Here is a 23,576-nt window from a genome sequence, read left to right as displayed (position 1 = left end):
AGCCCCCCTAGACTGCACGCGACGGCACCACGTCGCACACTGCAGAAACGGTCCTATGTCCACCATTTTTGATCGGGTCGACGCTCGCCTGGCTCGTACACTCACCCCGGCTCGCCGCCTCACGCTGCAACGCCCACGCACCCTCGCGCTCGGTTTTCTCGGTCTGCACGCGGTGTTCCTGTTCGCCCTGCTGCCCACCATCCTGACCGGCCAGGTACTCGGCGACCTTCCGCTGTACCGAACCTGGGCCGAACTCGGCCTGGAGCACGGCATCTGGCAGGGTATCGATACCGGGTGGGTGTACCCGATCGGCGCCATGCTGCCGATCGCGTTCGCGGGTATCGCCGGTCCGCTCCTGTACCAACTCCTGTGGTACCTGCTGACCACCGCGTTGAATGCCGTCGCGGTCGGAGCGCTCACCGACTGGGGACGTCGCCGCGGCGGCTTCAAATCGGCCTGGTACTGGCTGTTCGCGTCGTTTCTGCTGAGCCCGGTCGGGCTACTGCGACTGGAAGGACTCACAGCACCGCTCGTCATCGTCGGACTCGTGCTGCTCGCGCGTCGGCCGGTCGTCGCCGCGGTCGTGCTGACCCTCGCCACCTGGATCAAGGTGTGGCCAGCGGCCGTGTTCCTCGCGGTGGTCACCGTATCGCCGCGCCGTCGCACGGTGGTGCTTATCGGTGCGGCCGTCTCGGCGGGGGTGGCGGCATTTGTCTGGCTTGTGGGGGGCCTGCAATTTCTCACCAGTTTCGTCACCGAACAATCTGACCGCGCCCTGCAACTCGAGGCGCCCATCACCACTGTGTGGGTGTGGCTGGCCACACTCGGTCACCACAGCACGGTCATCTACGAGAATTTTGCCATCGCCACCCGTGAGGTGAGCGGGCCCGGTACCGACGTGGTCGCTTCCCTGATGACGCCGGTCATGTTCGGTGCCATCGCGGTGATTTTCGTGCTGATGCTCATTGCCCAGCATCGGCGAGCGGATGCCGGCCAACTGCTGCTGCTCGGAGCCCTTGCCCTGGTCAGCGCGTTCATAGTCTTCAACAAGGTCGGTTCACCGCAATACATATTGTGGCTGGTGCCGGTGGTTGCGGTCGGTGTCGGCCGCAGCTGGGCTGAGTGGCGGGTGCCTGCCACGCTGACGCTGGCTATCTCCGGCCTGACGACGCTCGTCTTTCCCATTTTCTACTTGCCGCTCATCGACGGCGATCTGTTCTCCCTCCTGCTGCTGACGGCGCGCAACGCGCTGCTCGTCGTACTGCTGGTCTGGGCGATCACAGACCTGGCCCGTTTGGCTTGGGCTCTGCCGAAACAAGAAGCGCGCATTGTGGCCCGCCGCGCACTCCCAGTCGGCCAAGGCAGAATAGACCAGTGACCACGACGACAACCTTTGCCCTCATCCGCCACGGCCAGACCGATTGGAACGCCGCCGCGCGCATCCAGGGCGCCACCGACATTCCGCTCAACGAGGTGGGGCGCGGCCAAGCAACGGATGCCGTCGCCCCACTCTCCCGGTATGACTGGGATTTCATTGTTTCGTCGCCGCTTTCTCGTGCGGCCGAAACCGCTGACCTGATCGGCGAAGAGCTAGGCCTCGACGCGGCCCGTCGTATTCCGGGTCTGATCGAGCGCGATTACGGACCAGCCGAGGGCCTGAGCGCCGGCGCCCAGCTCGACGCCCTGCGTTTTCCGGGCGGATTCCACGGTGCCGAGACCGAGGAAGCCGTCGCCGCGCGCGGCATCGACGCCCTGTGCGAGCTCGCTCGCAATCACCCCGGAGAGCGCATCATCGTCGTCGCGCATGGCACGCTCATTCGGCTGAGCCTCGAAAACGCCCTGGACCAGTCCATCGGCAGCATCAACAATGCCTCGATCAACCTCGTGCACCACCACTACGACCACGCGGATGGCGCGACCGAATGGCAGCTCGAGGTGCTCAACGGCGAGCTGCTCGTGCGCGCCTGACCACGGCGAAACGTCAGCGGCCGGTCGACACCGTCACCGTGAACTTGGTGTTACGGCCAACCTGGCGGGTCGAACCGACGATGCGGGTGAGCATCGGACGGTAACCGAGGTGGGTGTTCCACACGGTCCACAGTTCGCCGCCGGGTGCGAGCACGCGCGCCGCGTCGATGAAGAGTTTCTCAGCGAGGCCCGCATGCACCGACGCTCCGATATGAAACGGTGGGTTGAGCAGAATCAGATCACCCGAGTTATCCGGCTGGCCAGACAGGCCATCGGCGCGCACCACGGTGACCCGATCGGCGAGCGCGTTGGCGTCGACGGTTGCGCGAGCGGATGCGACGGCCACAGCCGACTGATCCGTCGCGAGTACCTGCAGCAGCGGGCGCTGGGCAGCCAGGGCCGCGGCGAGCACTCCGGTGCCGCAGCCGAGGTCGATGGCGCGCTCGGCGTCGGGCTTCATCCGGTCGAGCACCTCGAGCAGCGCCCGGGTGCCGATGTCGATGCTGGTTCCGGCGAACACGCCACCGTGGCCGCGCACGGTGAGGTCGAAGTCGTCGTGCTTTTCGCTGCGTGGCCAGTCGCTCGTCGACGTGGCCAACGGTGCGGAAGCGATGAGCACGCGGGACTTCTGGCGGGCCGGGCGCACATTGAGGGCCCCGAAGTGGCGGCGCAGCACCTCATTCATGCTCACGGTCATGTGCTTGATGCGGCCGCCGGCAAAGACGATCACGTCGGGGGCGGCGTATTTGGCGATGGCACCGGCGATCTCGTCGAGCGCATCGAGGCTCTTCGGCAATTGCAGCAGCACGACGTGGGCGTCTTTCAGCAGCTCTTCGCCGAGCGGCAGTGAGCGGTAGGCATCCGTCAGGTTGACGCCGGAGGCATTGCTGTCGAGCGCGTATTCGCCCGAGAGCGCGTCCTGATAGACACGGATGCCGCGGGCGTTGTGCAGAGCAGCGGCGCCGAGGGTCAGGGCGCCATAGCGATCCTCGAGCACGACTACGCCACCGGAACGATATGCCGCGAGTGCGCCCGCGGCCTCATCGAGAATGAGGCGGTCACTCGCGTCGACGGCGAACAGGTTCTCCGCCTCAATGTCGGGGCGACGACGCAGGCGGTCGAAATCGAACCCATTCATGCTGTTATTGGATACGGCCTCATTTTCGTCCGACATGGCGCTTTTCGACGAAGTGTTTGCGTTCCGCAGCGCGGACTGGTCATACGCGTCCGATTTGGACATGGTTCCCCCTGAGAGTAGTGCTGGTGCAACCAGTTCGTGCTGTGGGGCAGAAACGTGAAGCGTGTTACAGATAACTGACTATGGTCTGGGCTGCCGCCAGATGACAACCTGGTTGCTGCGCCTGGTGCGGGTGCCCGCCTTCATTGAAATAACATCGCCAGCCGAGCCAGCCGCGAAAACGCGGCGGCCCGGTCGGTTCAGTAGTTCGTCGGCGAGCGTCGATTCCAACTCGCGCAGGCGATTTTCGAGCCCGCGCACGTGATCCTCGAGTTCGAGGATACGACGGATGCCTTCCAAACTCACGCCTTCAGAGCCCAGTTCCGCAATTTCACGGAGCTTTGCCACGTCGAGCATGGAGTACCGTCGGCTCTTGCCGGGGGTACGTTCTGGGCTGACGAGGCCCAGGCGATCGTATTGGCGCAGGGTTTGCGGGTGCATTCCCGCAAGCTCGGCCGCCGTCGAAATCACGAAAACCCGGGTGGTCTCGTCCATAATCAGCCCTTGGCCCGAGCAATCAATTCATCGCGCGGGTTTTCCTTGGGCAGCGCTTCGGCGAACGCGGCAAGTTTCTCTTCCGCATCCTTCGACAGGTGTGAAGGCACAGCGACCTGCACGACGGCGAGCAGGTCGCCCGTGCCCTTGGTCGTGGTGACGCCGCGACCCTTGACCCGCAGCACCCGGCCACCAGGAGTACCGGGGGCAACGCGCAACTTGACGGGGCTGCCGCCGAGGGTGGGTACCTCGATCGTCGCGCCGAGGCTGGCCTCGACGAAAGTGACCGGTACGGTTACCCGCAGATTGAGTCCGTCGCGCTCAAACACCGGGTGCTTGCGCACGGTGATCGTCAGCACGATGTCGCCGGTTTCTCCCCCATCTGGGCTCGGCTGCCCCTTGCCACGCAGGCGAATCTTCTGCCCATCGGCGACTCCGGCCGGAACCTTGACCTTGATCGGTCGACCGTCCTGGGTTTGCAGGCTGATCTGGTCGCCCTGGGTGGCTGTGATGAAGTCGATGGTCGTCGAGGCGATCACGTCGCGCCCGCGCGTCGGTGCGCCCGAGCCGCGGTAGCCACCGGTGGGGTTGCCGAAACCGCCCCCACCTTGACCACCTCGTCCGAACATACCCCCGAGGATATCGTCGAAACCGCCCTGCTCGAAGGTGTAACTCTGCTGACGGCTTCCGCCGCCGAACATGCCTCCGAAAGCGTCCTCGAAGCCGCCACCCTGGGCCCGGCCGCGGGGCGCGGCGAACCGCGCCCCACTCCCCATTGCCCGCACGGCGTCATATTCCTTGCGCTGGGCGGCATCATTCAGCACCGAGTGCGCCTCGCTCAGTTCCTTGAACTTCGCCTCAGCGGCAGGGTTCCCCGGGTTGGAGTCCGGGTGGTATTTTCGAGCGAGTTTTCGGTACGCCTTCTTCAACTCGGCCGGCGTGACATCTTTCGATACCCCGAGAACCTTGTAGAAGTCTTTGTCGAACCAGTCCTGGCTAGCCATCGCTCGGTACCTGAACGACAACCTTGGCCGCACGCAACAGCGTGGAACCGAGGTAATACCCCGTCTCCGCGACGTCGCCAACGGTTTCGGTGTCGACGACCGCACTGGGCTGCTGGAAGATCGCCTCGTGCATGGTCGGGTCGAAGGGGTCGCCGACCGCGCCGAACGAGGTGAGTCCAAGACGCTCAACGCTCAATCGCAGCTTGGCCGCAATCGTGGCGAAGGCCGAGTCGGGCACGAGGTCGCCGTGCTTCTCAGCCCGGTAGATATCGTCGAGTACCGGAATCAGTATCTTGACGATATCCCCGGTCACACGCTCTTTCTCAATGGCACGGTTGGCCTCTGTGCGCCGACGGTAGTTGGCGTACTCCGCCGTCACGCGCTTGAGGTCGGCGAGGTGTTCACTCGTCGGCTCGGCAACTTCGCGCTCTGCCGCGTCTAGGATGTCCTGAACGGTCAACTCGTCTTCTTCGATTCCGTCGGCCGAGGCCGCAGCCTCGCCATCAGCTACGGATGCCGAGTCAGGTATCGATTCTGCAGGGACGCCCGCGCCCGCCGCGGCGGTGCCGTCATCCGGCACCCCCGCAGCGTCGTTGTCGGGATTTTTCTTGTCAGCCATGGTTGCGGCCTACTTCTTTGTCTTGTCGTCTTCGTCGTCGTCAACAACCTCGGCGTCGACAACGTCTTCGTCTTTGTTCTCCTCGGCGGGAGCCTGGTCGGCACCCGCTTCGTCAGAGCCGGCTGCGGCATCCGCCTGGCTGGACTTGTAGATGGCTTCGCCGAGCTTGCCTTGGCTTTCGTTGAGCTTGTCGAACGCGGTCTTCACCGCATCGTCGTCGTCGCCGACGAGAGCGGACTTGAGGGCGTCGACATCAGCCTGCACCTCATTCTTCACGTCTTCGGGCAGCTTGTCGACGTTGTCCTTGATCAGCTTCTCGATCGAGTAGGCGAGCTGCTCGGCCGTGTTGCGGGTCTCGGCGACTTCGCGCAGGCGCTTGTCTTCGGCGGCGTGCTCTTCGCCCTCGCGCACCATGCGCTCGATGTCTTCCTTCGCGAGCGAGGATCCGCCCGTGATGGTCATCGACTGCTCCGTTCCGGTGCCCTTGTCCTTGGCGGACACGTGCACGATGCCGTTGGCGTCGATGTCGAAGGTGACCTCAACCTGCGGAATTCCGCGCGGCGCCGGGGCGATGCCGGTGAGCTCGAAGGTTCCGAGGTTTTTGTTGTCGCGGGTGAACTCGCGCTCACCCTGGAACACCTGGATCGCAACGGACGGCTGGTTGTCGTCGGCCGTCGTGAAGGTTTCGCTGCGCTTGGTCGGGATGGCCGTGTTGCGCTCGATCAGGCGGGTCATGATGCCGCCCTTGGTCTCGATGCCCAGGCTCAGCGGGGTGACGTCGATGAGCAGAACGTCCTTGCGCTCGCCCTTCAGCACGCCAGCCTGGAGGGCAGCGCCAACGGCGACGACCTCGTCCGGGTTGACGCCCTTGTTCGGGTCCTTGCCGCCGGTCTCGCTCTTGACGAGCTCGTAGACGGCGGGCATACGCGTGGAGCCACCGACGAGAACGACGTGAGCGATGTCGCCGACCTTGACGCCGGCCTCACGGATGACGTCCTGGAAGGGCTTCTTGGTGCGGTCGAGCAGGTCCTCGGTCATCTTCTCGAACTGGGCGCGGGTGAGCGTCTCGTCAAGGTTGGCCGGGCCGTTTTCGGTCAACGACAGGTAGGGCAGCTGGATGCTCGTCGACATGCTCGACGAGAGTTCCTTCTTGGCCTGCTCGGCGGCTTCCTTCAGACGCTGCTTGGCGATCTTGTCCTTGGACACGTCAACGCCCGTGGTCTCCTTGAAGCGCTTGATCAGGTGATCAACGATGCGCTGGTCCCAGTCGTCGCCGCCGAGGCGGTTGTCACCGGCGGTCGAGCGCACCTGGATGGTGGAGAAGTCGTCATCCTTGCCCACCTCGAGCAGGGACACGTCGAAGGTTCCGCCTCCGAGGTCGAAGACCAGGATGAGCTCGTCTTCCTTGCCCTTGTCGAGGCCGTAGGCCAGCGCGGCGGCAGTGGGCTCGTTGATGATGCGCAGCACGTTGAGGCCAGCGATCTCGCCGGCCTCCTTGGTGGCCTGACGCTCGGCGTCGTTGAAGTATGCGGGCACGGTCACGACGGCGTCGGTGACCTTCTCGCCCAGGTACTGCTCGGCGTCACGCTTGAGCTTGGCGAGGATACGCGCCGAAATCTCCTGCGGGGTGTACTTTTTGTCGTCGATGGCGACGTTCCAGCCGGTGCCCATGTGGCGCTTGACGCTGGAGATGGTGCGGTCGACGTTGGTGACGTTCTGGCGCTTGGCGGTTTCTCCGACGAGAACCTCGCCGTCCTTGGTGAACGCGACCACCGAGGGGGTAGTGCGCAAGCCTTCAGCGTTGGCGATGACGGTGGGTTCTCCACCTTCGAGCACGGCCACCACAGAGTTGGTGGTTCCGAGGTCAATACCTACTGCACGAGCCATGTGGGTTGTTCTCCTTCAATCATGTGCGAAACGAACTACTAAGTAATCTCAAGACTTGAGCCTCGATGACTCAAGTATTCCAGCGCTGTCGCGTCCCTGTCAATTTCTGTGGCTGAAAGTTGAGTGTGCGTGACTCAACTTTAAGAAAAAGACGCTCTAACGCGGCTCATCCAGATGTTTACCGCCGGGCAGTAGATTGTGGATATGACCGAGACTGTCGCCGTCGACGCGGGTGCCCCTCCAACGCGTGGTCGGGTGGTGGCTTGGGCGTTCTGGGACTGGGGATCGGCAGCGTTCAACGCGGTCGTCACGACGTTCGTGTTCAGTGTCTACCTCACCGGCTCGTCGTTCGGCGATGAAAACGTCGTTTCCGCGCAGTTGGGTTGGGCGCTCGCCATTGCCGGACTGCTGGTGGCGGTACTCGCCCCGGTCACCGGGCAACGATCTGATACCTCGGGGAGGCGTAAATTCTGGCTGGGTGCCAATACCTTCGTGGTCGTCGGCCTCACCACGGCCATGTTCTTCGTCGAGGCAAGCCCCAGCTATCTGATGCTCGGACTCGTTCTGCTCGCTGCCGGCAACGTCTTCTTCGAATTCGCGGGCGTCAATTACAATGCGATGCTCAGCCAGGTGTCCACTCCCCGCAGCATCGGCAAGGTCAGCGGGTTCGGCTGGGGCATGGGCTACCTGGGTGGGATCGTGCTGCTACTCATCGTCTACTTCGGTTTCATCGCTCCCGAGGTGGGTTTATTCGGTGTGACCAGCGAGAACGGCCTGGCCGTGCGCGTCACGATGCTCGTTGCCGCCGCCTGGTTCGCGCTCTTTGCGCTGCCGGTGCTGCTGCGGGTGCCTGAATATCGGGTTCCCGCGACCATCCGCCGCGAGAAGATCGGTTTCTTTCGCAGCTATGTCGTTCTCGCTCGCGACGTCAAGCGCCTCTGGAACACCAGCCGCCCTATCGTTTGCTTTCTGTTGGCGAGTGCCGTTTTTCGTGATGGCCTGGCCGGCGTCTTCACTTTTGGGGGGGTGCTCGCGGCATCCGTTTTCGGATTCTCGCCGGGCGAGGTGATCCTCTTCGCCATCGCCGCCAATGTGGTCGCCGGCGTTGCCACCATGGCGGTGGGGGTGCTCGATGATCGTCTCGGTGCGAAACCGGTGATCGTGACCGCACTCGTTGGGCTCTTGGTGAGCGGGATGCTCGTGTTTCTGCTGCACGACGGCGGCCAGATCGTCTTTTGGACCGCTGGCCTCGCCCTCTGCCTGTTCGTCGGCCCGGCCCAATCGGCCAGCCGCACCTTTCTGGCACGTCTCATTCCCATCGGCCGCGAGGGCGAAGTCTTCGGGCTGTACGCGACGACCGGTCGCGCCGTCAGCTTTCTAGCCCCGACTGCCTTCGCGGTCTTCGTGTCGATCTTCGGCGCCACCCACTGGGGCATCCTGGGCATCATGATGGTGCTGCTCCTCGGCCTGCTCCTGCTGATCCCGGTCACGGCACGGCAGCAGCAGATCCGTTAGCCCAGCTCACGCCCATGCTGGACAGTGTCGGTGGGAGCCAGGCCGTCGCTCCCTGAGCATCCGCTGAAATAGGGCTGTTCCCTCGCTTAGTGGACACAGGCCGGTCAGACTGAATGGTATGACACATACCCAGCTCCAGAAAGCCGAACTCCTGCTCTCGCTGCACGTACCGGGCGAGCCTCTCATCGTGACCAACGTGTGGGATGCCATCACCGCGAAGATCGTGGCCGACGCCCCCGGAGTCAAAGCCCTCGCCACGGCGAGCCACTCCATCTCGAACGTGCGTGGCCTGCCAGACGGCGAGGGCCTCTCGCTCGATGAGGCCATCATCGCAGCCACGATCATCGCCAGCGCTGTCGACGTGCCCGTCTCGGCCGACTTCGAAAAGGGGTACGCACCGGATGCCGTTGGCGTGACCCGCAACGTGCGTCGCCTCATCGAGGAATCCGGCATTGTCGGCATCAACATCGAGGACTCCGTCGGCGCGGCAAAGGCCCCGCAGTTCGACATCGAAACCGCCGCCGCCCGCGTGGCCGCGGCCAGAGCCGGAGCCGACCAGAGCGGCATTCCGCTGGTGATCAACGCCCGCGTCGACACCCTCGCCGGTGGCGGAGACTGGGATGAAGCCGTCGCCCGCGCCAACGCCTACCTCGGCGCCGGAGCCGACGTCATCTTCTTCCTCGGCTTGACCGACGAAGACAAGGTGGCCCGCGCGATCGAGCAGGTCAACGGCAAGATCTCGGTGATCGGCGCGCCCGGACTTGTTCCGCTCAAACGCCTCGCCGAGCTCGGCATCAGCCGAGTCAGCTTCGGCCCCGGCACCCTCGGCCTGACCCTCGCCGCGCTGCAGGCCGCCGCCACAAACCTGACCGCCCTCGGTGATTACCCCGACGACCTCGGGTTCAAGTTCGCACTGTAGTCCGCCTGAGCACCGAGGCCGTCAGCATCCGTTTCTCAGCGGATGCGGGTGGCCTCGTTGTGGCTGATGAGTTGCCAGGTGGCGCCCTCGTCGGCGGAGACCCATCCTTCCCATTTGTAGCTGTCGGGGGTGATGGCAGTGAAGTTCCACCGGATCGGGCGACCGTCGGTGCGGGTGCCTTCCTGCCGCACGCCGTGCCGGTACGAGGTGGCGACGAGTTGGCAGTATTCGCCCAGCGCCGGGGCGAAGTAGCTCACGCGCCAGGCTCCGGCGAACGGGTCGTAGATGCGCAGCGCGGTGGCGACGGTTTCATATCCAGACGGATGCGTCGTGCTTGCGACGATCTCGACGTCTTGCACAGCCCGGCCGTCGAGGACGAATTCGACCATCCAGATGAAGTCGCGTGCGATCCATTCATTGGTGGTTTCGTCCAGGCGTGACCCTTGAGCAGCCCAGGATCCAACCATCTGGCCGAAGAGGTGCATGCGTCCAGGGTACTCCGGCGTTGGGCCGTGCGCGATGAGCGCCTCGTCGAATCGGGTCGGCATGGAGGTCATGCCCAAATTTTACCCGACGCGAGGTTACGTTCGGATTACCGCCGGCGTCCGACCGGTTCTTTCAGCGCCCGGTGGCGGTGCGGTGAAAGTTTTGAAACGAGCGCGAGGCAGTCGGGCCGCGCTGGCCCTGGTACCGGGAGCCGTATTCACTGGAGCCGTAGGGTTTTTCAGCCGGAGAGCTGAGTTGGAAGAAACACAGCTGGCCGATCTTCATTCCGGGCCAGAGTTTGATCGGCAGCGTCGCGACGTTGCTGAGCTCGAGCGTGACGTGGCCGGAGAAGCCCGGGTCGATGAACCCGGCCGTCGAGTGGGTGAGCAGGCCGAGGCGACCGAGGGAGCTCTTACCTTCGAGCCTGGCAGCCACGTTGTCTGGCAGGGTGACCTGCTCGTAGGTGGCGCCGAGCACGAACTCACCCGGGTGCAGGATGAACGGCTCGTCGGGCTTGGTCTCGATCAAGTGGGTCAGCTCGGGCTGGTCCTCGGCCGGATCGATGTAGGCGTACTTGTGGTTGTCGAACAGCCGAAACAGGCGGTCGAGACGCACATCAATGCTTGACGGCTGGATCATCTCGGGGTCGAGCGGCTCCAAACCGATTCGTCCAGCGTTCAGTTCAGCTTTGATATCACGATCGGAGAGCAGCACGGTGCCAGCCTAGCCGCGCGGGGTTGATATGCTGGCAGCGTTCCGGTTGTTGTTCACTCACAGCGGGCACGCGGATGTAGTTCAATGGTAGAACTTCAGCTTCCCAAGCTGATAGCGCGGGTTCGATTCCCGTCATCCGCTCCAGAGTTTTATCCGGTGTCGGTTGTCAGTTCTCATGTCACGTGCGCCCGATACCGTGGAAATAAGCAAGGAGACAGATGACGATATTGATTGCCGGATGCGGTGACCTCGGCACCGAGGTCGGCTTGCGCTTCGCCGACTTGGGGCACGCTGTGGTCGGGCTGCGCCGCGACGCGAGCGTGCTCCCTAAGGAAATCGCCGGTCAGTCGATCGATCTGAGCCGTGAGAAGCCCGTCATTCCGTTCGATACCGAGTTCGTCGTTATGGCGATCTCCGCTGGAAGCCCAACGGTCGATGCCTACCGAGCCGCGTACCTGGACGGCCTGCGCAACCTACTCGATGCGCTCGATGACGCCCGCGTCACGCCCCGCCGCGTGCTGCTCGTCTCATCAACGGCCGTCTACGACATCAACGACGGCAGCCGAGTCGACGAGCAGACCCCCGCGAACCCAAAACCAGGTACCGATTCCATCGTGTTCGACGCCGAGCAAATGTTGCACGCCCGCATCCCCAGAGCCACCGTGTTGCGCCTGGCCGGCATCTACGGCCCCGGTCGGGAACGACTGATCACGCAGGTACGAGCTGGTGCCGCTCTCTCCGCCGAGTCACGCCACACTAACCGCATCCACCGGGACGACGCAGCAGCCGCGATCGTGCACCTGTTGCTGCGCCCGGAACAGCCGGCGCCCCTGTATCTTGGTGTCGACAACGCCCCGGTCCCAAGCAACGAGGTGCTGGTCTTTCTAGCCGCCGAGCTCGACCTGCCCGAATTAGCTCTGGACCCGTCAGCAGCGCCAGCCTCCACCCGGGAAAGTCAGCGTGGCGGGGACAAGCTCCTTAGCAACCGCTTGCTGCGAGATACCGACTTCACCTTCACCTACCCCACCTACCGCGAGGGCTACCGCGCACTCCTGGCGGGAGCCGGAACACTCCACCCGTAGGTTGCTACCTGGTTGGCCCGGCCTGGATCAGATCCGCATCCGCATCCACCACGAGAGCCATCGAGGTCAGGAGCTCTCCCAGACGCACCTGGTCATCCGGGCTGACGTCCCGCGCGGCACGAGCGATCAATGCCGAGAAGTCGCTGTAGAGCTTCTGGGTGATCTGTTCCGCGGCGGGGGTCAATACCAAGAGCAGGCTGCGTCGATCGTGCGGGTGGGCCACCCGAGTGACCAGCTCCAATGCCACCAGGCGATTTGAAATCGCGGTCACGGCACCCGTCGTAATTTCCATCGATTCCGCGAGCAGCTTAGGAGTAATGCTTCCGGCTTCAGCGACACGCGCCAGTGCTCGCAGCTCACTCCCCGTCAAGTTGGTTTCCGCCGCCACCCGATTGCGGTTGCGATCCATTCCCCGAAGAAACGCAAGAGCGGATGCTGAGAGACCATCCCCGGTGCCTCTCAAGGTATCGAGTTTCATACGTTCTCCGACCTCTGGTCTGTCTGTTTCGCCCGCGCTGCAGGCCCGCAAAACGGCCCGTCCCAGCCGATCTGTTCTGCCAGTGTAGCGGGTAGTTCAATTTCGGAGTTTCTTCACGAGTGAGTAGTTTGTTCTTTGAATTATTTCCCGTATATTGAAAAACGCACTCGCGGTGCGGCGTGCTTCTTGGGGTCAGCCGGGTTCTAGCGACCGGCCGATATTGAGCCGCCGACAAGCTGCCTCAAGCGCGGCCATCACCCTGCACTAACGAAACGGACCATGTAATGCAGAGCTACCGCCTGACGATCAACGACGACTGGTTCTACCTTTCCGGCGATTACAACGTTTCGGCTCTCAAAGCAGCGATGACGGCAGCAGTCCACAGCGGCGGCGGCTTCGTCGACATATTCAGTTCCCTGCGTTCGCAGACCTCCCTTCTGATCACGGCACATTCGATCGTGAAGCTGGAAGCCATTTGTGCCGACGATCTTCCCGACCCCATTGAGACAACTCCCCCCCTGGGCCACTCGTACATCGATGATGACTACTGGCTGGATTGAATCGTATTACGCAGGTTTTTTTCTTCTCGAACGCCGAGGGCATCCGTTCGGTGAATCCGTTTGAATCGATACCCCTGCAGCATTGACGATGAGCACACACGGGGAAGTTCACTCGAACGGTGATGTGCTCGTTCCGCAGGGTCGAGTCGTAATACAACTGCCAGAGCTTTCTAACCGTTTCCACAAGCGTGGCACCCGATCTGGGTGCCACGCCTGTGGCGTTTTGCGATCAGTTGATGAACCGACACCCAAAAGGGGAGATTAGGGGCACAATTGGCACCAATCCGAAGTTGATGGAGCTCCGAACTCACAGCAAGCACGGGTTAGCCGTGCAACAAACAGGAGGCACCTGAAATGCGCACTTCACCTAATCGTCTGATCGCCACCGTCTTCGGCGCGGTCTACGTTCTCGTTGGATTACTCGGCTTCGCCGTTACCGGCGGAGTCGGCTTCATCGCCACTCAAGGCGAGTTGCTTCTCGGAATCTTCGAGGTCAATCCTTTGCACAACGTTGCGCACCTTCTGATCGGTGCGGCACTGCTCATTGCCGGCCTTTCTAACGTCACGGCCGCCAAGGCAACCAACAGCACCATCGGCGCCGTGTATTTGCTCCTTGGCATCGTTGGATTCTTCATCGCGAGCACCTCGCTAAACATTCTGGCGCTCAACACCGCTGACCACTTTCTCCACCTGGCCAGCGCGATCGTTCTCCTCGGGGTTGGCCTCACCGCCGACAAGATGGTCCGCAGCCACGCCACGGCGTAACGACCAGCATCCAGCATCACTCCATCCCTTCGCAGCAGATTCACCCAAGGAGAATCATGTCCCCGGTCACTCGTATCTGGATCGGTTTCGCCGCTCTTGGCGCCGCTCTGATCCACTTGGCTGTGGGCGTAACCGCTCCGTTTCCCCTGTCGGTTCTTCTGGTCGGGTTCGGCATTGCTGAACTCGGCTGGGGAATCGCTACCCTTGCTCGGGACCGCATAATTGTTCCCCGCATCATCGTGGGAGCAGCCCTCATACCGGTTTTCGTCTGGGGAGCAACCGCTGCCCTCGGCAGTGGTCTCGGTGTCACGAGCGCCCAGACCGGTCTTCCGCTTTACCCGATGGCCGTAGCGTCACTGTTCAACATATTCTTGGCCGCTTCGGTGGCCATCGCACAGCGGCACGCACCGGGCATCCCTACCCCCGTCGGCGCCGCTCTGCACGGAAACGCCGCGCCACGCGGGTGGCGTTTCCTCACCGGCGTCGTCGGAGGCGGCTTTCTGCTTTCGGCGCTCGCTACCCCGGCCCTCGCTGCCACCGAGGTCGGCTCCCACGCCGCGCCCCACGGGTCGCACGGAGTGACCGCGGTCATCATGCCGGAATCGGTCGACCACGGATCGCACTGATCATACGGATGGCACTGACGCCCTTCGCAGAGCGTGAAACGAGCTCCGCCGGCCTGAACAGCAAACGGATAGCTCGTTTCAGGGTTCGCCGTGTCCCGACCCTGAAGAATCACGGCCCGACGCATCCAGCCCCGCCAGGTCAGCTACCGGCGGCACAACCTCGATGCTCATGAAACGCTTGACATTCTCATCGACGATGATATCGCTCGGCCGCAGCGGGCGGGTGAGGTAGAGCCCGTCCAGACTGGTCAGCCGGCTCAGGGCTACATAAGTCTGGCCGGGACTGAATACCCGCGCACCAAGATCGACAATGGCCCGCGCGTAAGTGGCACCCTGCGATTTGTGGATGGTGACCGCCCAGGCCAACCGCAGCGGAAACTGCGTGAATTCCGCCACGACATCCCGACTCAGTTTCTTGGTCGCAGCGTTGTAGGTGTACTTGTACTTTTCCCACACCGTCGGCTCGACCTCGAACACGTCGCCGTCGATGTCCACGAACACGGTCGAGGTGACCTTCGTCACCGTTCCAATGCTGCCGTTCACCCAACGCGGCCCCCCGTCAAGCGGAGAATCGTTGCGCAGGAACATCACCTGCGCGCCCACCTTGAGTTCAAGCACCTCGTCGGCCGGAAACTGCTTGCCGCCGAAATCCCCGGTGATGTCGGCCTTCGCGGTGAGCGATTTACCCGACAGCTTCTTCAAAGCGGATGCGTTGATGCGGTTCACAGCGTCATTGCGGGTCGCGAGGGTGATCACGCCCTCGCTCGGCGGCGTTCGCGCCCCCGCACCGTTGAGAGCTCCACCGATCTCGGGAGTGACCTGGCCGTGCCGAACGGCATTGAGCATGAGCTTGAAATCGTTGTCACGCTGCCGGTGAATTTCGGTGAGCTCGAAGATGCGCAACTCTGCATCACGCCACACCTTCGCGTCGAAGAACCACATCGAGCGGTAGTGGTCGGCAAAATAGGCACGCTCATCCGGTCCGCCCGGCACCGGGGCCAGCTGGTACGGGTCACCGAACAGCACGATCTGCACTCCGCCGAATACGTCGAACGGGCGTTGCCTGGCCTGGCGCAAGCTGCGGTCGATCGCGTCCATGAGGTCGGCATTGACCATCGAGACCTCGTCGATGACGAGGGTGTCGATGGTGTTGAGAAGCTTGCGCACCTGGTCGTTCTGATCGATCGGGCTGTCGGCAATCACACCGATCGGCAGCCGAAAGAGCGAGTGGATGGTCTGACCGCCCACGTTCAGCGCCGCGACACCGGTGGGCGCGGCAATCACGATCTGCTTGCTCGTGTTCCATGAGAGGTGGTTCAGCAGGGTGGACTTACCGGTTCCGGCCCGGCCGGTGACGAACACGTTCTGCTTGGTGCCTTCGATTGCCGCGAAGACCAGCGCCTGTTCACGACTGAGCGGAATCTCGGACACGGCACACTTTCTCTGGCAGGCGAACGCTGCACGGGGTAATCGTTACAGGCAACATTCCACTGTAGCCTCCAGCAGCGCACAGGGCACGAACGGAGCTTTGGCCGCGCTGCCAGCTCACCTCCCCATACAATATTGGAGTGACCATTCCGGCCGAACAGCATCGGGCGAGCGGGCGCCGCGGCAGTTTGCTCCGGGCCGTTCTCGTCATCGTGGTGGTCGCCGGACTGCTCGCGGCCGGCCTCGCGGGCACCATCAATGCTCTCAATCGCACGGTCTACAGCGCCGGCGGCTTTGTCGGGCAATACCTCGACGCCCTGGCCCGGGGCGACACCGTCGGCGCCCTCGCTCTCGGTGGCGTCATGCCCAGCACAACCGACCTGGCTGCCTGGGGTCTCACCGACGAGGTCGTGAAAAGTCTGCCCGAGACCCTGCTGCGGGCATCTGTTCTGAGCGGCCTCGACAATATCGACCTCGCGAGCGCGACCGCTACGCCCGCCACCGACGATGGAACCGCCCAGACCGTGGTGTTCGATTTCGATCTGAACGGCATCGCGTCGCGCATGGCGTTCACTGTCGAGCGGGCGGGCTCGTTCGCCGGCGCTTTCAACGCCTGGACGTTCAGCACCAGCCCCCTTGCCGTACTGCAGGTCTCGGTGATGCACGAACGATCGTTCACGGTCAACGGCCTCACCCTGGACACGCGCGCCCACAGTGCAGCGGATGCCCCCGCAACGTTTTCCACGTCCGCCGCGTATCTTGCGTTCGCCCCGAACCGTTACACGTTCGAACACGAGTCGGCCATGCTGACCGCTCAGAAGAACACCGTGCGTGTGACGAAAGACGGTCCCACCGCCGTGGAGGTCAACGCCTTACCGAACCAGGCCATGGTGGACCAGGTGCAGTCGGAGCTGAACAAGTTCCTCGACGCGTGCGCCACCCAAACGGTGCTTCAACCGACCAGCTGCCCCTGGGGTATCCAGATCGACGACCGCATCGAGAGCACTCCGGCCTGGTCGATCACCGCGTACCCCACTGTCGCGCTCACCGCGGGCGAACTGGCGTTTGAGATGGTCGCTACCCCCGGACAGGCCCATATCGTGGTGAAGGTGCAGTCACTGTTCGACGGCGACATCAGTACCCGCGACGAAGACGTCCCGTTCACGATGGGGCTCAGTGCAGTCGTGCAGCCGAGCGGTGCCCTCGCCATCCAACTGCACTAGGCACGGCTAGCTGGGGGTCCGCGCGTCGCGCACGGCGATACGGGCCAGGTTCGCGTTGTACTCGATGAGTTCAGCGTCCTCGGTACGGTCCGCCGTGCGATCCAGCCGTTTCGACACTTTTGTGTCGTCGCGGCTCCACATAATCGCGACGACAACGGCCAGCACAAAGGTCGGCAGTTCGCCGATTCCCCAAGCGACGCCGCCACCCAGCTGCTGGTCGGCAATGGCGGACACTCCCCAGGTGCGGCCCATCGCTCCGTACCAGTCGGCCAGGAGCAGCCCCGTGCCGCTCATCAGGGCGAGGCCGAAAAACGCGTGGAAGGCCATCGTCACCAACAGCAACAGCAGTCGGAAGGCGTGCGGCAGGCGGTACGGTACCGGGTCGATGCCGATCAGGGACTGCACGAACAGGTAGCCGGTAATGAGAAAGTGCACGATCATCCACAGGTGGCCGATGTGGTCGGTGGTGGCCCAACTGAAGATCGAGGTGTAGTAGAACACCCACAGTGAGACACCGAACAGCACGGCCGCGACAATCGGGTTGGCGACGATGCCGGCAAAGCGCGAGTGCACCGCGGTGAGGATCCACTCGCGCGCACCCCGACTGCCGTCTTGCCGCTTGGCGATCGAACGCGCGGCGAGGGTTACCGGGGCGCCCGGCACAAGCAACAAGGGCACGAGCATGGTCAGCACCATGTGCACGAGCATGTGGGTGGAGAACAAGTACTTCTCGTACACATTCACTCCACCGTTGGTGATGTAGAACAGGGTGAGCATTCCCAGAATCCAGAGCACGCTGCGGTAGATCGGCCACGCATCACCGCGGCGGTGCAACCGCCAAACGCCGGCGAGGTAGAAAAAGATGCCGAATGCACAGAACAGAATCCAGGCGAGGTCGAGGTTCCACTCGGTGAAATAGCGCGAGAAAGTGAGTTCCGGCGGCAAGAGTTCACCGGTGAGAATCTGCGCCGGGGTTGACTGGGGAACCTCGGTTGCGACCACCTGGGCGACGGGCGTCGCCGTGCGGGCGAGCGCGGCGGCCACACCGGACGCGAGGCCCATGAAGCCGAGCTCGGTCACGACGAGCCACCAGAACCAGCGACCGTTCGCCGGCCCGCTCCGCTGCATCCGTTTGATGAAGAACCGGCGTTGCGCAATGCCGAACCCGCCGAGTGCGACGAGAGCGGTGACCTTCACGAGCACGAGCAGGCCGTAGGGACTGAGCAGGTTATCCCAGCTGCCGATGCGCAGTTCAGCGCTGGCATAGCCCGACGCGGCGACCACGATGAACGAGACCAGCGCGAGCGAGGAATACCGCCCGATCACCTGGCGGATGCGTTCGCCTCCCAGCTGGGTACGCAGCACGACAATGGTGAGCAGGCCACCCAGCCAGATCGCTGCGAAGACGAGGTGCAGCCCGAGGGCCGTGATCGCGGCGTTGTGTCCCGACGCGCCCGCCGAGTGGCCTTGCTGAGCCATGGGCAGCAGCGCGGTCAGGGCCAGCACGGTCACAAAGACCAGTGCGGTCTGATTACGCACGGCGAAGCACAGTACGGTGACACCGGCGGCGATCAATGTCGTCGCGAGCCAGGCCTGCCCTATTTCGATCTGGCTGAAGAATTGGCCGACCGTGGCGCTGAACTTATCGCTGATGCCGAGTGGCACATTGGTAACCTGCAGAAAGGTCAGAAAGCCCGTGACAGCGGATGCGACGGCGAACAATGCCGACGACGCTGCGGCGAAGTCCAGGGCTGTGCTGTATTCACGTTCCCTGGGGCTCAGCGCGAACAGCGTGAGCACCAGTGCACCGATAGTGCCTGCCGCCGCGATGTTGACCACGAGCTTGGCCAGGGGGAGGCCCCAGCGCACCACCGGCCCCGGGTCGGCGAGGAGCTGGGCTGAAGCGCCACCACCGTAGGCCAACGCGACAAGGGTAGACAATACAGCGACCAGCAGCAGGACTGCCGGTCCGAGAATGCGGACTATACGGGGCACCTGCCCAGCTTATTCGCCCAGCCCTGAACATTCGTCGCGTAAAGTGCCCGGGAAACCAGAAAGGGGCACCGACTCGCGTCGACGCCCCTTTTCTCACTACAAGCTACTTGGCGGCAGCCTTGAGCTTGCTTCCGGCGGTCAGCTTGACGCGGTGGCCGGCTGCGATGGCGATTTCTTCGCCGGTCTGCGGGTTGCGGCCGGTGCGGGCGGCCGTAGCGGTGCGCTCGACTCCCAGCCATCCCGGGATGGTGACCTTGCCATCAGCGGCAACGGTCTCGGCCAGGGTTGCGAAGAATGCGTTCAGAACGCCGTCAACGGCGGCCTGGCTCTGTCCTGAGTCAGCGGCAACCTTGGCAACGAGCTCGGTCTTGTTCAGCGACTTGTCAGCCATTGAGTGTCCTCCTCGGACCTTCGTCTGTATACACAGCGATATTCGTAATACGGATGCTCCTCGAAGAGAAGCCCCGCTGGTCGGTTCGACCGAGTTGAAATCTAGCATTGATCCGCCAAAAACCCCGGATTTACGGCGATTTTCGATCATTTCAGTGCACTTTCACCCGCTCGAGCGCCCGATTTTCGCTCTGCGCGAAACACGGCGCCAGAGCGAGGATTAAAACTAAACGGGATGCCGACCCAGAGTCGACATCCCGTTTGGATGTTTCAGAAGCCGATGAAGACAAGCTTCAACGGTGCCAGAAGGAGTTACCAGCTGGACTTGGTGATGCCGGGCAGCTCGCCGCGGTGCGCCATATCGCGAAAACGAACACGCGAGATGCCGAACTTGGAGAGGTGGCCGCGCGGACGACCGTCAACGGCGTCACGGTTGCGCAGGCGCACCGGGCTCGCGTTGCGCGGCAGCTTCTGCAGGCCCTTGCGAGCGGCTTCACGCGACTCGTCGGTGCCGGCAGGGTCAACCAAGGCCTTCTTGAGCTCCAGGCGCTTGACGGCATACCGCTCGACGATGACCTTGCGCTGGTTGTTCTTGGCAATCATGCTCTTCTTCGCCATGTTTAGCGCTCCTCACGGAAATCAACGTGCTTGCGGATAACCGGGTCGTACTTCTTGAGCACGAGACGGTCGGGGTCGTTACGGCGGTTCTTTTTGGTCACATAGGTGTAGCCGGTTCCAGCCGTGGAACGAAGTTTGATGATCGGACGTACGTCATGAGCCTTAGCCATTAGATCTTCACCCCACGAGCGAGAACGTCTTTGACGACATTCTCGATACCACGAGCATCAATAACCTTGATGCCCTTTGCGGACAAGGTCAAGGTGACCTTGCGACGAAGCGACGGCACGTAGTACGTCTTCTTCTGAACGTTCGGGTCGAAACGACGCTTGGTGCGTCGGTGCGAGTGCGAAATGTTGTGTCCGAAGCCGGGAACAGCTCCGGTCACCTGGCAAACAGATGCCATAGTTTCCTCCATTACCGAAGGGCGAATGCCCTTCCCAAGATCCCTTGTCGGCAGGCTGCTCGTAAATGAACGACCTGCAATGCGCGCGCAGAGGCGCAACAGCTCTCCACGTTACGGGCTTCCCAGGCGCAGTGCAAATTCCTCCGCGAATCTTCGTCGAAATTGCGGCCACGGCGCTTCCGCTAGCCAGCACTTCAGCGTGCCGCCTTGTCAATTCAAGTCACTTAGCGGATGCTGCGGCTGTCGCCGTGCAATCGGCGCACAGGCCAAAGACGTCGACGACGTGGGCGGCAGCGGTGAAACCGTTCTTCGCGGCGACGTCCTTGGCCCAGGTTTCGACGGCATCCGCTTCGATCTCGACCGTGAGACCGCAGTTACGGCAGATCAGGTGGTGGTGGTGGTCGTTGGTGCTGCACGCGCGATAGAGGCTTTCACCCTCGGGCGACTGGAGCGAGTCGGCATCACCCGTATCGGCCAAATCGGCCAGAGCGCGATAGACCGTCGCCAGTCCGATCGGGGATCCGGTCGAGTGCAGGGCGGAATGCAGCGCCTGGGCGCTGACGAAGCCGTCGTTCGCGTCGAGGGCGCCCCGAACGGCCTCGCGCTGCCAGGTGTTTCGCTTCATGACATCAACCGTAGCGATGTTCGCTGTGGTTGGCGCGCATCCGCTTCGCGGGGTCGCCGTGTACCGACCAACCGCCGCAACAGCAGGGCAAGCAGGAACAGGGCCACTGCCGTGAGGGCAATTGCCGGACCGGCCGCCACGTCGAGTGAACGGGAAAGCAGCACGCCGGCCAGTCCGGCCAGGGCGCCGAGCAGGGGGGCGATGATGAACATCTGAGTGGTCGTCCGCGAGACGAGCCGGGCGGCGGCTGCGGGGGCAGCGATCAGGGCGATGGCGAGGATGGCCCCCACTGCGGGCATCGCGGTGACGACGGTGGCGGTGATGAGTATCAGAGTCAACACTTCGATCGGCCATTCTCGATAGCCGGCCGCGCGAAAGCCGTTCACGTCGAAGGTCGAGAACATGATCTGCTTGCCCAGAAAGACAATGGCCAGTACGGCGCACGCCAGCACGATGGTCACGAGCGCCACATCAGTGCCGCTCACCGTGAGAATCGAACCCACCAGGTACGAGTCGACTTTGACCGGCAGGGACGGATTGAGCCCCTGCAGCAGAACGCCGAGTGCAAATCCGGCGGTGAGCAAAATGCCAGACGCCACCTGTTTTCCCTGGCGCTTGACCCGCCCGATCATCGTCATGACGCCCACGATGAAGACGCTCGCCACTGCGGCGCCGAGCGGAATGCTCACTCCGAGAATCGCCGCGCCGACCGCTCCCGGAAAGGTAGCGTGGGTGAGTGCCTGAGCGAAGAAGGTGCGCTGGCGCAGCACTACCAGGGTGCCGACGAGGCCGCTGAGCGCCCCGATCAGCAATGCCGCCAGGAGGGCCTGTTCGAAGTAGCCCATCAGTGCTCCACCGGTACGGTACGGCCAGGTCGACGCGGGCCGCCGATTCGCTCCAGTGCGAGCCGCACGACCAGTGCCAGCACGTAACCCGCGACGAGCACGAGCACAACAGTGGCTCCGCTCGGCAGGTCGACGCCGCCGTTGACCGATGCTTCGTAGCCGAGCGTCAACCCCACCCAGGCGGCCAGGGCCGCAAAGCCTGACGCTACCGGAAAGAGCAGCCACAGTCGATTGGTCACCAGGCGGGCGACTGCGCCCGGCACGATCAGCACGGCGAGGACGAGCAGGTTGCCCACAGCGCTGCTTGCGGCCACCACAACGAGGGCAATGGCGACATTGAGCACAATGTCGAGCAGGAGCGGCCGGTAGCCGGCCGCCGCCGCGCCTTCATGATCGAAAGCCAGAAAGACCTGCTCTTTCAAGGTGAACCCCACCATGACCAGGGCGATCAGGCAGACCACAACGGTTTGGTTGACCTCGGCCGGGCCGACAGTGAGCAGGCGTCCGAACAGCAGGGCGTCCAACTGACCGACATAATCTGTTTCCCGTGAAACTACTATGATCCCCACGCTGAACATGGCCGTGAAGACGATAGCGATCGCGGCGTCCGACGTGACCGCGCGCTTGACGATCACGGTGAGCACGACGGCCGCGATGAGCGCCGCCACCATGGCTCCCACGAATAGCCCGTCGCGGCCACCCCAAACGAATCCGATGGCCACACCGGGAAAGACCGCGTGGGTAAGTCCGTCACTGATGAACTCCAGCCCACGCAGGTTGACGAGCACACCGACGAGTCCGGCCACGAGGCTCAAAACGACGAGCACGAGCAACGCCCTGGCCATGAACGGCAGGTCGAAGGCGGTGATCAGCGGCGTGAAGACACCCACTCAGTGACCTCCGTGACCGGGAACCACAATGGTGTGCTCGTCCATTTCCACACCGACGGAGCCGAATGCCTGCTGCACGTTGGCGAGCGTCAGCACCGCATCGCGCGGTCCGAACGCCACCTGAGCGCCGTTGAGCAGCAGCACACACTCACAGACGGCCCGCGCGAGGTCAAGGTCGTGGGTCGACACGAGCACCGCGACGCCCTGCTTCTTGAGCCGCTTCACGGTTTCGATGAGTGCATCCCGGTTGACCTGATCGAGTCCATTGAAGGGCTCATCGAGCAGAAGCAAGCGCGGGGCAGATGCGACGGCGCGCGCGAGCAGACCACGTTGCTGCTGCCCGCCCGAGAGCTCACCGAAGCGTGTCTTGGCACGATCGCCCAGGCTCACGGTTTCCAGTGCCTCGGCCACGGCTCGGCGATCGGCCTTGGTCGGCATGCGCCACCAGCCGAGAGAGCGGTAACGGCCCATCATGACGACCTGCTCGAGTGAGATCGGAAAGTGCGGGTCGAGCTGGTCGGTCTGGGGCACGTAGCCGATGTAGCCGGCCGGCGCCGGCCACTGTCCCAGCACCTCGATGGTACCGGACGTGCGGGTGATGAGCCCGAGGACACCTTTGAGCAGGGTGGACTTGCCCGATCCGTTCGGGCCGATCAGGGCAACAGCCTGACCGGGCAGCACCGTGAAGTCGATGCCGGTCAGCGTGGGGTCCGCGCCGTAAGCAAACGACGCCATCGCCACACGAAGAGCGGCGGCAGCGTTCGCTGTGGGTGTTACTTGAGAAGTGTTCTCGATCACGTG

At 63.3% G+C, this 23,576-nt stretch carries 27 protein-coding genes and 1 tRNA gene; 10 read left to right on the top strand and 18 right to left on the bottom strand.

Annotated features, from left to right (window positions below):
* Positions 1 to 55 precede the first annotated feature (55 nt).
* Both CXY74_RS05530 and CXY74_RS05525 read left to right on the top strand, forming a co-directional pair.
* Positions 56 to 1,378, top strand: coding sequence for a glycosyltransferase 87 family protein (locus CXY74_RS05530; protein ID WP_104199503.1), 1,323 nt, complete (start codon positions 56 to 58; stop codon positions 1,376 to 1,378).
* Positions 1,375 to 1,968, top strand: coding sequence for a histidine phosphatase family protein (locus tag CXY74_RS05525; protein ID WP_104199502.1), 594 nt, complete (start codon positions 1,375 to 1,377; stop codon positions 1,966 to 1,968). Before CXY74_RS05530 ends, CXY74_RS05525 begins: the two co-directional genes overlap by 4 nt.
* Positions 1,969 to 1,981: 13 nt before the next feature.
* Here CXY74_RS05525 and CXY74_RS05520 read toward each other — a convergent pair whose 3' ends face one another.
* The 5 genes from CXY74_RS05520 to dnaK form a co-directional block, all read right to left on the bottom strand.
* A complete protein-coding gene (locus CXY74_RS05520; RefSeq protein ID WP_233193226.1) occupies positions 1,982 to 3,142 on the bottom strand; it encodes a class I SAM-dependent methyltransferase in 1,161 nt (386 codons plus the stop codon).
* 144 nt (positions 3,143 to 3,286) lie between these two features.
* Complete coding sequence (locus CXY74_RS05515) at positions 3,287 to 3,700, bottom strand: heat shock protein transcriptional repressor HspR (protein ID WP_104128702.1); 414 nt, start codon at positions 3,698 to 3,700, stop codon at positions 3,287 to 3,289.
* Positions 3,701 to 3,702: 2 nt separating this feature from the next.
* Complete coding sequence (locus tag CXY74_RS05510) at positions 3,703 to 4,704, bottom strand: DnaJ C-terminal domain-containing protein (protein ID WP_104199501.1); 1,002 nt, start codon at positions 4,702 to 4,704, stop codon at positions 3,703 to 3,705.
* Positions 4,697 to 5,323: a nucleotide exchange factor GrpE gene (locus CXY74_RS05505; protein WP_104199500.1), complete on the bottom strand. Its 627-nt coding sequence runs from the start codon at positions 5,321 to 5,323 to the stop codon at positions 4,697 to 4,699. The genes CXY74_RS05510 and CXY74_RS05505 overlap by 8 nt, the downstream gene beginning before the upstream one ends.
* Before the next feature lie 9 nt (positions 5,324 to 5,332).
* Positions 5,333 to 7,210: a molecular chaperone DnaK gene (gene dnaK, locus CXY74_RS05500; RefSeq protein WP_104199499.1), complete on the bottom strand. Its 1,878-nt coding sequence runs from the start codon at positions 7,208 to 7,210 to the stop codon at positions 5,333 to 5,335.
* A gap of 204 nt (positions 7,211 to 7,414) precedes the next feature.
* On the opposite strand from dnaK, the gene CXY74_RS05495 reads away from it, so the two are divergent.
* Both CXY74_RS05495 and CXY74_RS05490 read left to right on the top strand, forming a co-directional pair.
* Positions 7,415 to 8,725 carry an MFS transporter gene (locus tag CXY74_RS05495; protein ID WP_104199498.1) on the top strand — a complete coding sequence of 437 codons (1,311 nt, stop codon included), beginning with the start codon at positions 7,415 to 7,417 and terminating at the stop codon, positions 8,723 to 8,725.
* A gap of 118 nt (positions 8,726 to 8,843) precedes the next feature.
* Entirely contained in the window at positions 8,844 to 9,644 is an 801-nt protein-coding gene (locus CXY74_RS05490; protein ID WP_104199497.1) for an isocitrate lyase/phosphoenolpyruvate mutase family protein, read from the top strand.
* A 35-nt stretch (positions 9,645 to 9,679) separates the two neighbouring features.
* Here CXY74_RS05490 and CXY74_RS05485 read toward each other — a convergent pair whose 3' ends face one another.
* Positions 9,680 to 10,201, bottom strand: coding sequence for a hypothetical protein (locus CXY74_RS05485; protein ID WP_104199496.1), 522 nt, complete (start codon positions 10,199 to 10,201; stop codon positions 9,680 to 9,682).
* A 61-nt stretch (positions 10,202 to 10,262) separates the two neighbouring features.
* Entirely contained in the window at positions 10,263 to 10,844 is a 582-nt protein-coding gene (gene dcd, locus CXY74_RS05480) for a dCTP deaminase (protein WP_104199495.1), read from the bottom strand.
* Positions 10,845 to 10,914: 70 nt separating this feature from the next.
* Here dcd and CXY74_RS05475 point away from each other — a divergent pair.
* Both CXY74_RS05475 and CXY74_RS05470 read left to right on the top strand, forming a co-directional pair.
* Positions 10,915 to 10,988, top strand: a tRNA-Gly gene (locus CXY74_RS05475).
* Positions 10,989 to 11,062: 74 nt separating this feature from the next.
* Positions 11,063 to 11,926: an NAD-dependent epimerase/dehydratase family protein gene (locus tag CXY74_RS05470; protein WP_104199494.1), complete on the top strand. Its 864-nt coding sequence runs from the start codon at positions 11,063 to 11,065 to the stop codon at positions 11,924 to 11,926.
* A 4-nt stretch (positions 11,927 to 11,930) separates the two neighbouring features.
* Here CXY74_RS05470 and CXY74_RS05465 read toward each other — a convergent pair whose 3' ends face one another.
* Positions 11,931 to 12,335, bottom strand: a complete 405-nt coding sequence (locus tag CXY74_RS05465) for a MarR family winged helix-turn-helix transcriptional regulator (RefSeq protein WP_158252300.1) — start codon at positions 12,333 to 12,335, stop codon at positions 11,931 to 11,933.
* Positions 12,336 to 12,688: 353 nt separating this feature from the next.
* Here CXY74_RS05465 and CXY74_RS05460 point away from each other — a divergent pair, with 353 nt between their 5' ends.
* The 3 genes from CXY74_RS05460 to CXY74_RS05450 all read left to right on the top strand — a co-directional run bounded on the left by CXY74_RS05460 (position 12,689) and on the right by CXY74_RS05450 (position 14,355).
* The gene (locus CXY74_RS05460; RefSeq protein ID WP_104199492.1) at positions 12,689 to 12,964 is read left to right on the top strand and encodes a hypothetical protein; all 276 of its coding nucleotides are present in this window, start codon (positions 12,689 to 12,691) and stop codon (positions 12,962 to 12,964) included.
* A 354-nt stretch (positions 12,965 to 13,318) separates the two neighbouring features.
* The gene (locus CXY74_RS05455; protein ID WP_104199491.1) at positions 13,319 to 13,729 is read left to right on the top strand and encodes a DUF4383 domain-containing protein; all 411 of its coding nucleotides are present in this window, start codon (positions 13,319 to 13,321) and stop codon (positions 13,727 to 13,729) included.
* A gap of 56 nt (positions 13,730 to 13,785) precedes the next feature.
* Positions 13,786 to 14,355 (top strand): hypothetical protein, encoded by a 570-nt coding sequence (locus CXY74_RS05450; RefSeq protein ID WP_104199490.1) that lies wholly within the window; start codon positions 13,786 to 13,788, stop codon positions 14,353 to 14,355.
* Positions 14,356 to 14,433: 78 nt separating this feature from the next.
* Here CXY74_RS05450 and CXY74_RS05445 read toward each other — a convergent pair whose 3' ends face one another.
* Positions 14,434 to 15,786, bottom strand: a complete 1,353-nt coding sequence (locus tag CXY74_RS05445; RefSeq protein WP_104199489.1) for an ATP-dependent RecD-like DNA helicase — start codon at positions 15,784 to 15,786, stop codon at positions 14,434 to 14,436.
* A 137-nt stretch (positions 15,787 to 15,923) separates the two neighbouring features.
* On the opposite strand from CXY74_RS05445, the gene CXY74_RS05440 reads away from it, so the two are divergent.
* Complete coding sequence (locus tag CXY74_RS05440; RefSeq protein ID WP_104199488.1) at positions 15,924 to 17,006, top strand: hypothetical protein; 1,083 nt, start codon at positions 15,924 to 15,926, stop codon at positions 17,004 to 17,006.
* 6 nt (positions 17,007 to 17,012) lie between these two features.
* On the opposite strand, the gene CXY74_RS05435 is transcribed toward CXY74_RS05440, so the two are convergent.
* The 9 genes from CXY74_RS05435 to CXY74_RS05395 form a co-directional block, all read right to left on the bottom strand.
* On the bottom strand, positions 17,013 to 19,001 hold the full coding sequence (locus tag CXY74_RS05435; RefSeq protein WP_199183151.1) for a cytochrome c oxidase assembly protein: 1,989 nt from the start codon (positions 18,999 to 19,001) through the stop codon (positions 17,013 to 17,015).
* Positions 19,002 to 19,104: 103 nt separating this feature from the next.
* Entirely contained in the window at positions 19,105 to 19,392 is a 288-nt protein-coding gene (locus tag CXY74_RS05430; RefSeq protein WP_035835256.1) for an HU family DNA-binding protein, read from the bottom strand.
* 311 nt (positions 19,393 to 19,703) lie between these two features.
* A complete protein-coding gene (gene rpsN, locus CXY74_RS05425) occupies positions 19,704 to 20,009 on the bottom strand; it encodes a 30S ribosomal protein S14 (RefSeq protein WP_092110538.1) in 306 nt (101 codons plus the stop codon).
* 2 nt (positions 20,010 to 20,011) lie between these two features.
* On the bottom strand, positions 20,012 to 20,179 hold the full coding sequence (gene rpmG, locus CXY74_RS05420; RefSeq protein WP_035880539.1) for a 50S ribosomal protein L33: 168 nt from the start codon (positions 20,177 to 20,179) through the stop codon (positions 20,012 to 20,014).
* On the bottom strand, positions 20,179 to 20,415 hold the full coding sequence (rpmB, locus tag CXY74_RS05415; RefSeq protein ID WP_104199487.1) for a 50S ribosomal protein L28: 237 nt from the start codon (positions 20,413 to 20,415) through the stop codon (positions 20,179 to 20,181). Before rpmB ends, rpmG begins: the two co-directional genes overlap by 1 nt.
* A gap of 220 nt (positions 20,416 to 20,635) precedes the next feature.
* Positions 20,636 to 21,040 carry a Fur family transcriptional regulator gene (locus tag CXY74_RS05410; protein ID WP_104199486.1) on the bottom strand — a complete coding sequence of 135 codons (405 nt, stop codon included), beginning with the start codon at positions 21,038 to 21,040 and terminating at the stop codon, positions 20,636 to 20,638.
* Complete coding sequence (locus tag CXY74_RS05405; protein ID WP_104199485.1) at positions 21,037 to 21,885, bottom strand: metal ABC transporter permease; 849 nt, start codon at positions 21,883 to 21,885, stop codon at positions 21,037 to 21,039. The genes CXY74_RS05410 and CXY74_RS05405 overlap by 4 nt, the downstream gene beginning before the upstream one ends.
* Entirely contained in the window at positions 21,885 to 22,775 is an 891-nt protein-coding gene (locus CXY74_RS05400) for a metal ABC transporter permease (protein WP_104199484.1), read from the bottom strand. The genes CXY74_RS05405 and CXY74_RS05400 overlap by 1 nt, the downstream gene beginning before the upstream one ends.
* Positions 22,776 to 23,573, bottom strand: coding sequence for a metal ABC transporter ATP-binding protein (locus CXY74_RS05395; RefSeq protein ID WP_233193225.1), 798 nt, complete (start codon positions 23,571 to 23,573; stop codon positions 22,776 to 22,778).
* Between the last annotated feature and the right edge of the window lie 3 nt (positions 23,574 to 23,576).

Origin of the sequence: Cryobacterium sp. Y29, assembly GCF_002929825.1 — a bacterium.
In the GTDB taxonomy this organism is placed as follows: Bacteria; Actinomycetota; Actinomycetes; order Actinomycetales; family Microbacteriaceae; genus Cryobacterium.
Note: the sequence above shows the minus strand (reverse complement) of the source record. Positions and strands in the feature narration are given on the sequence as shown.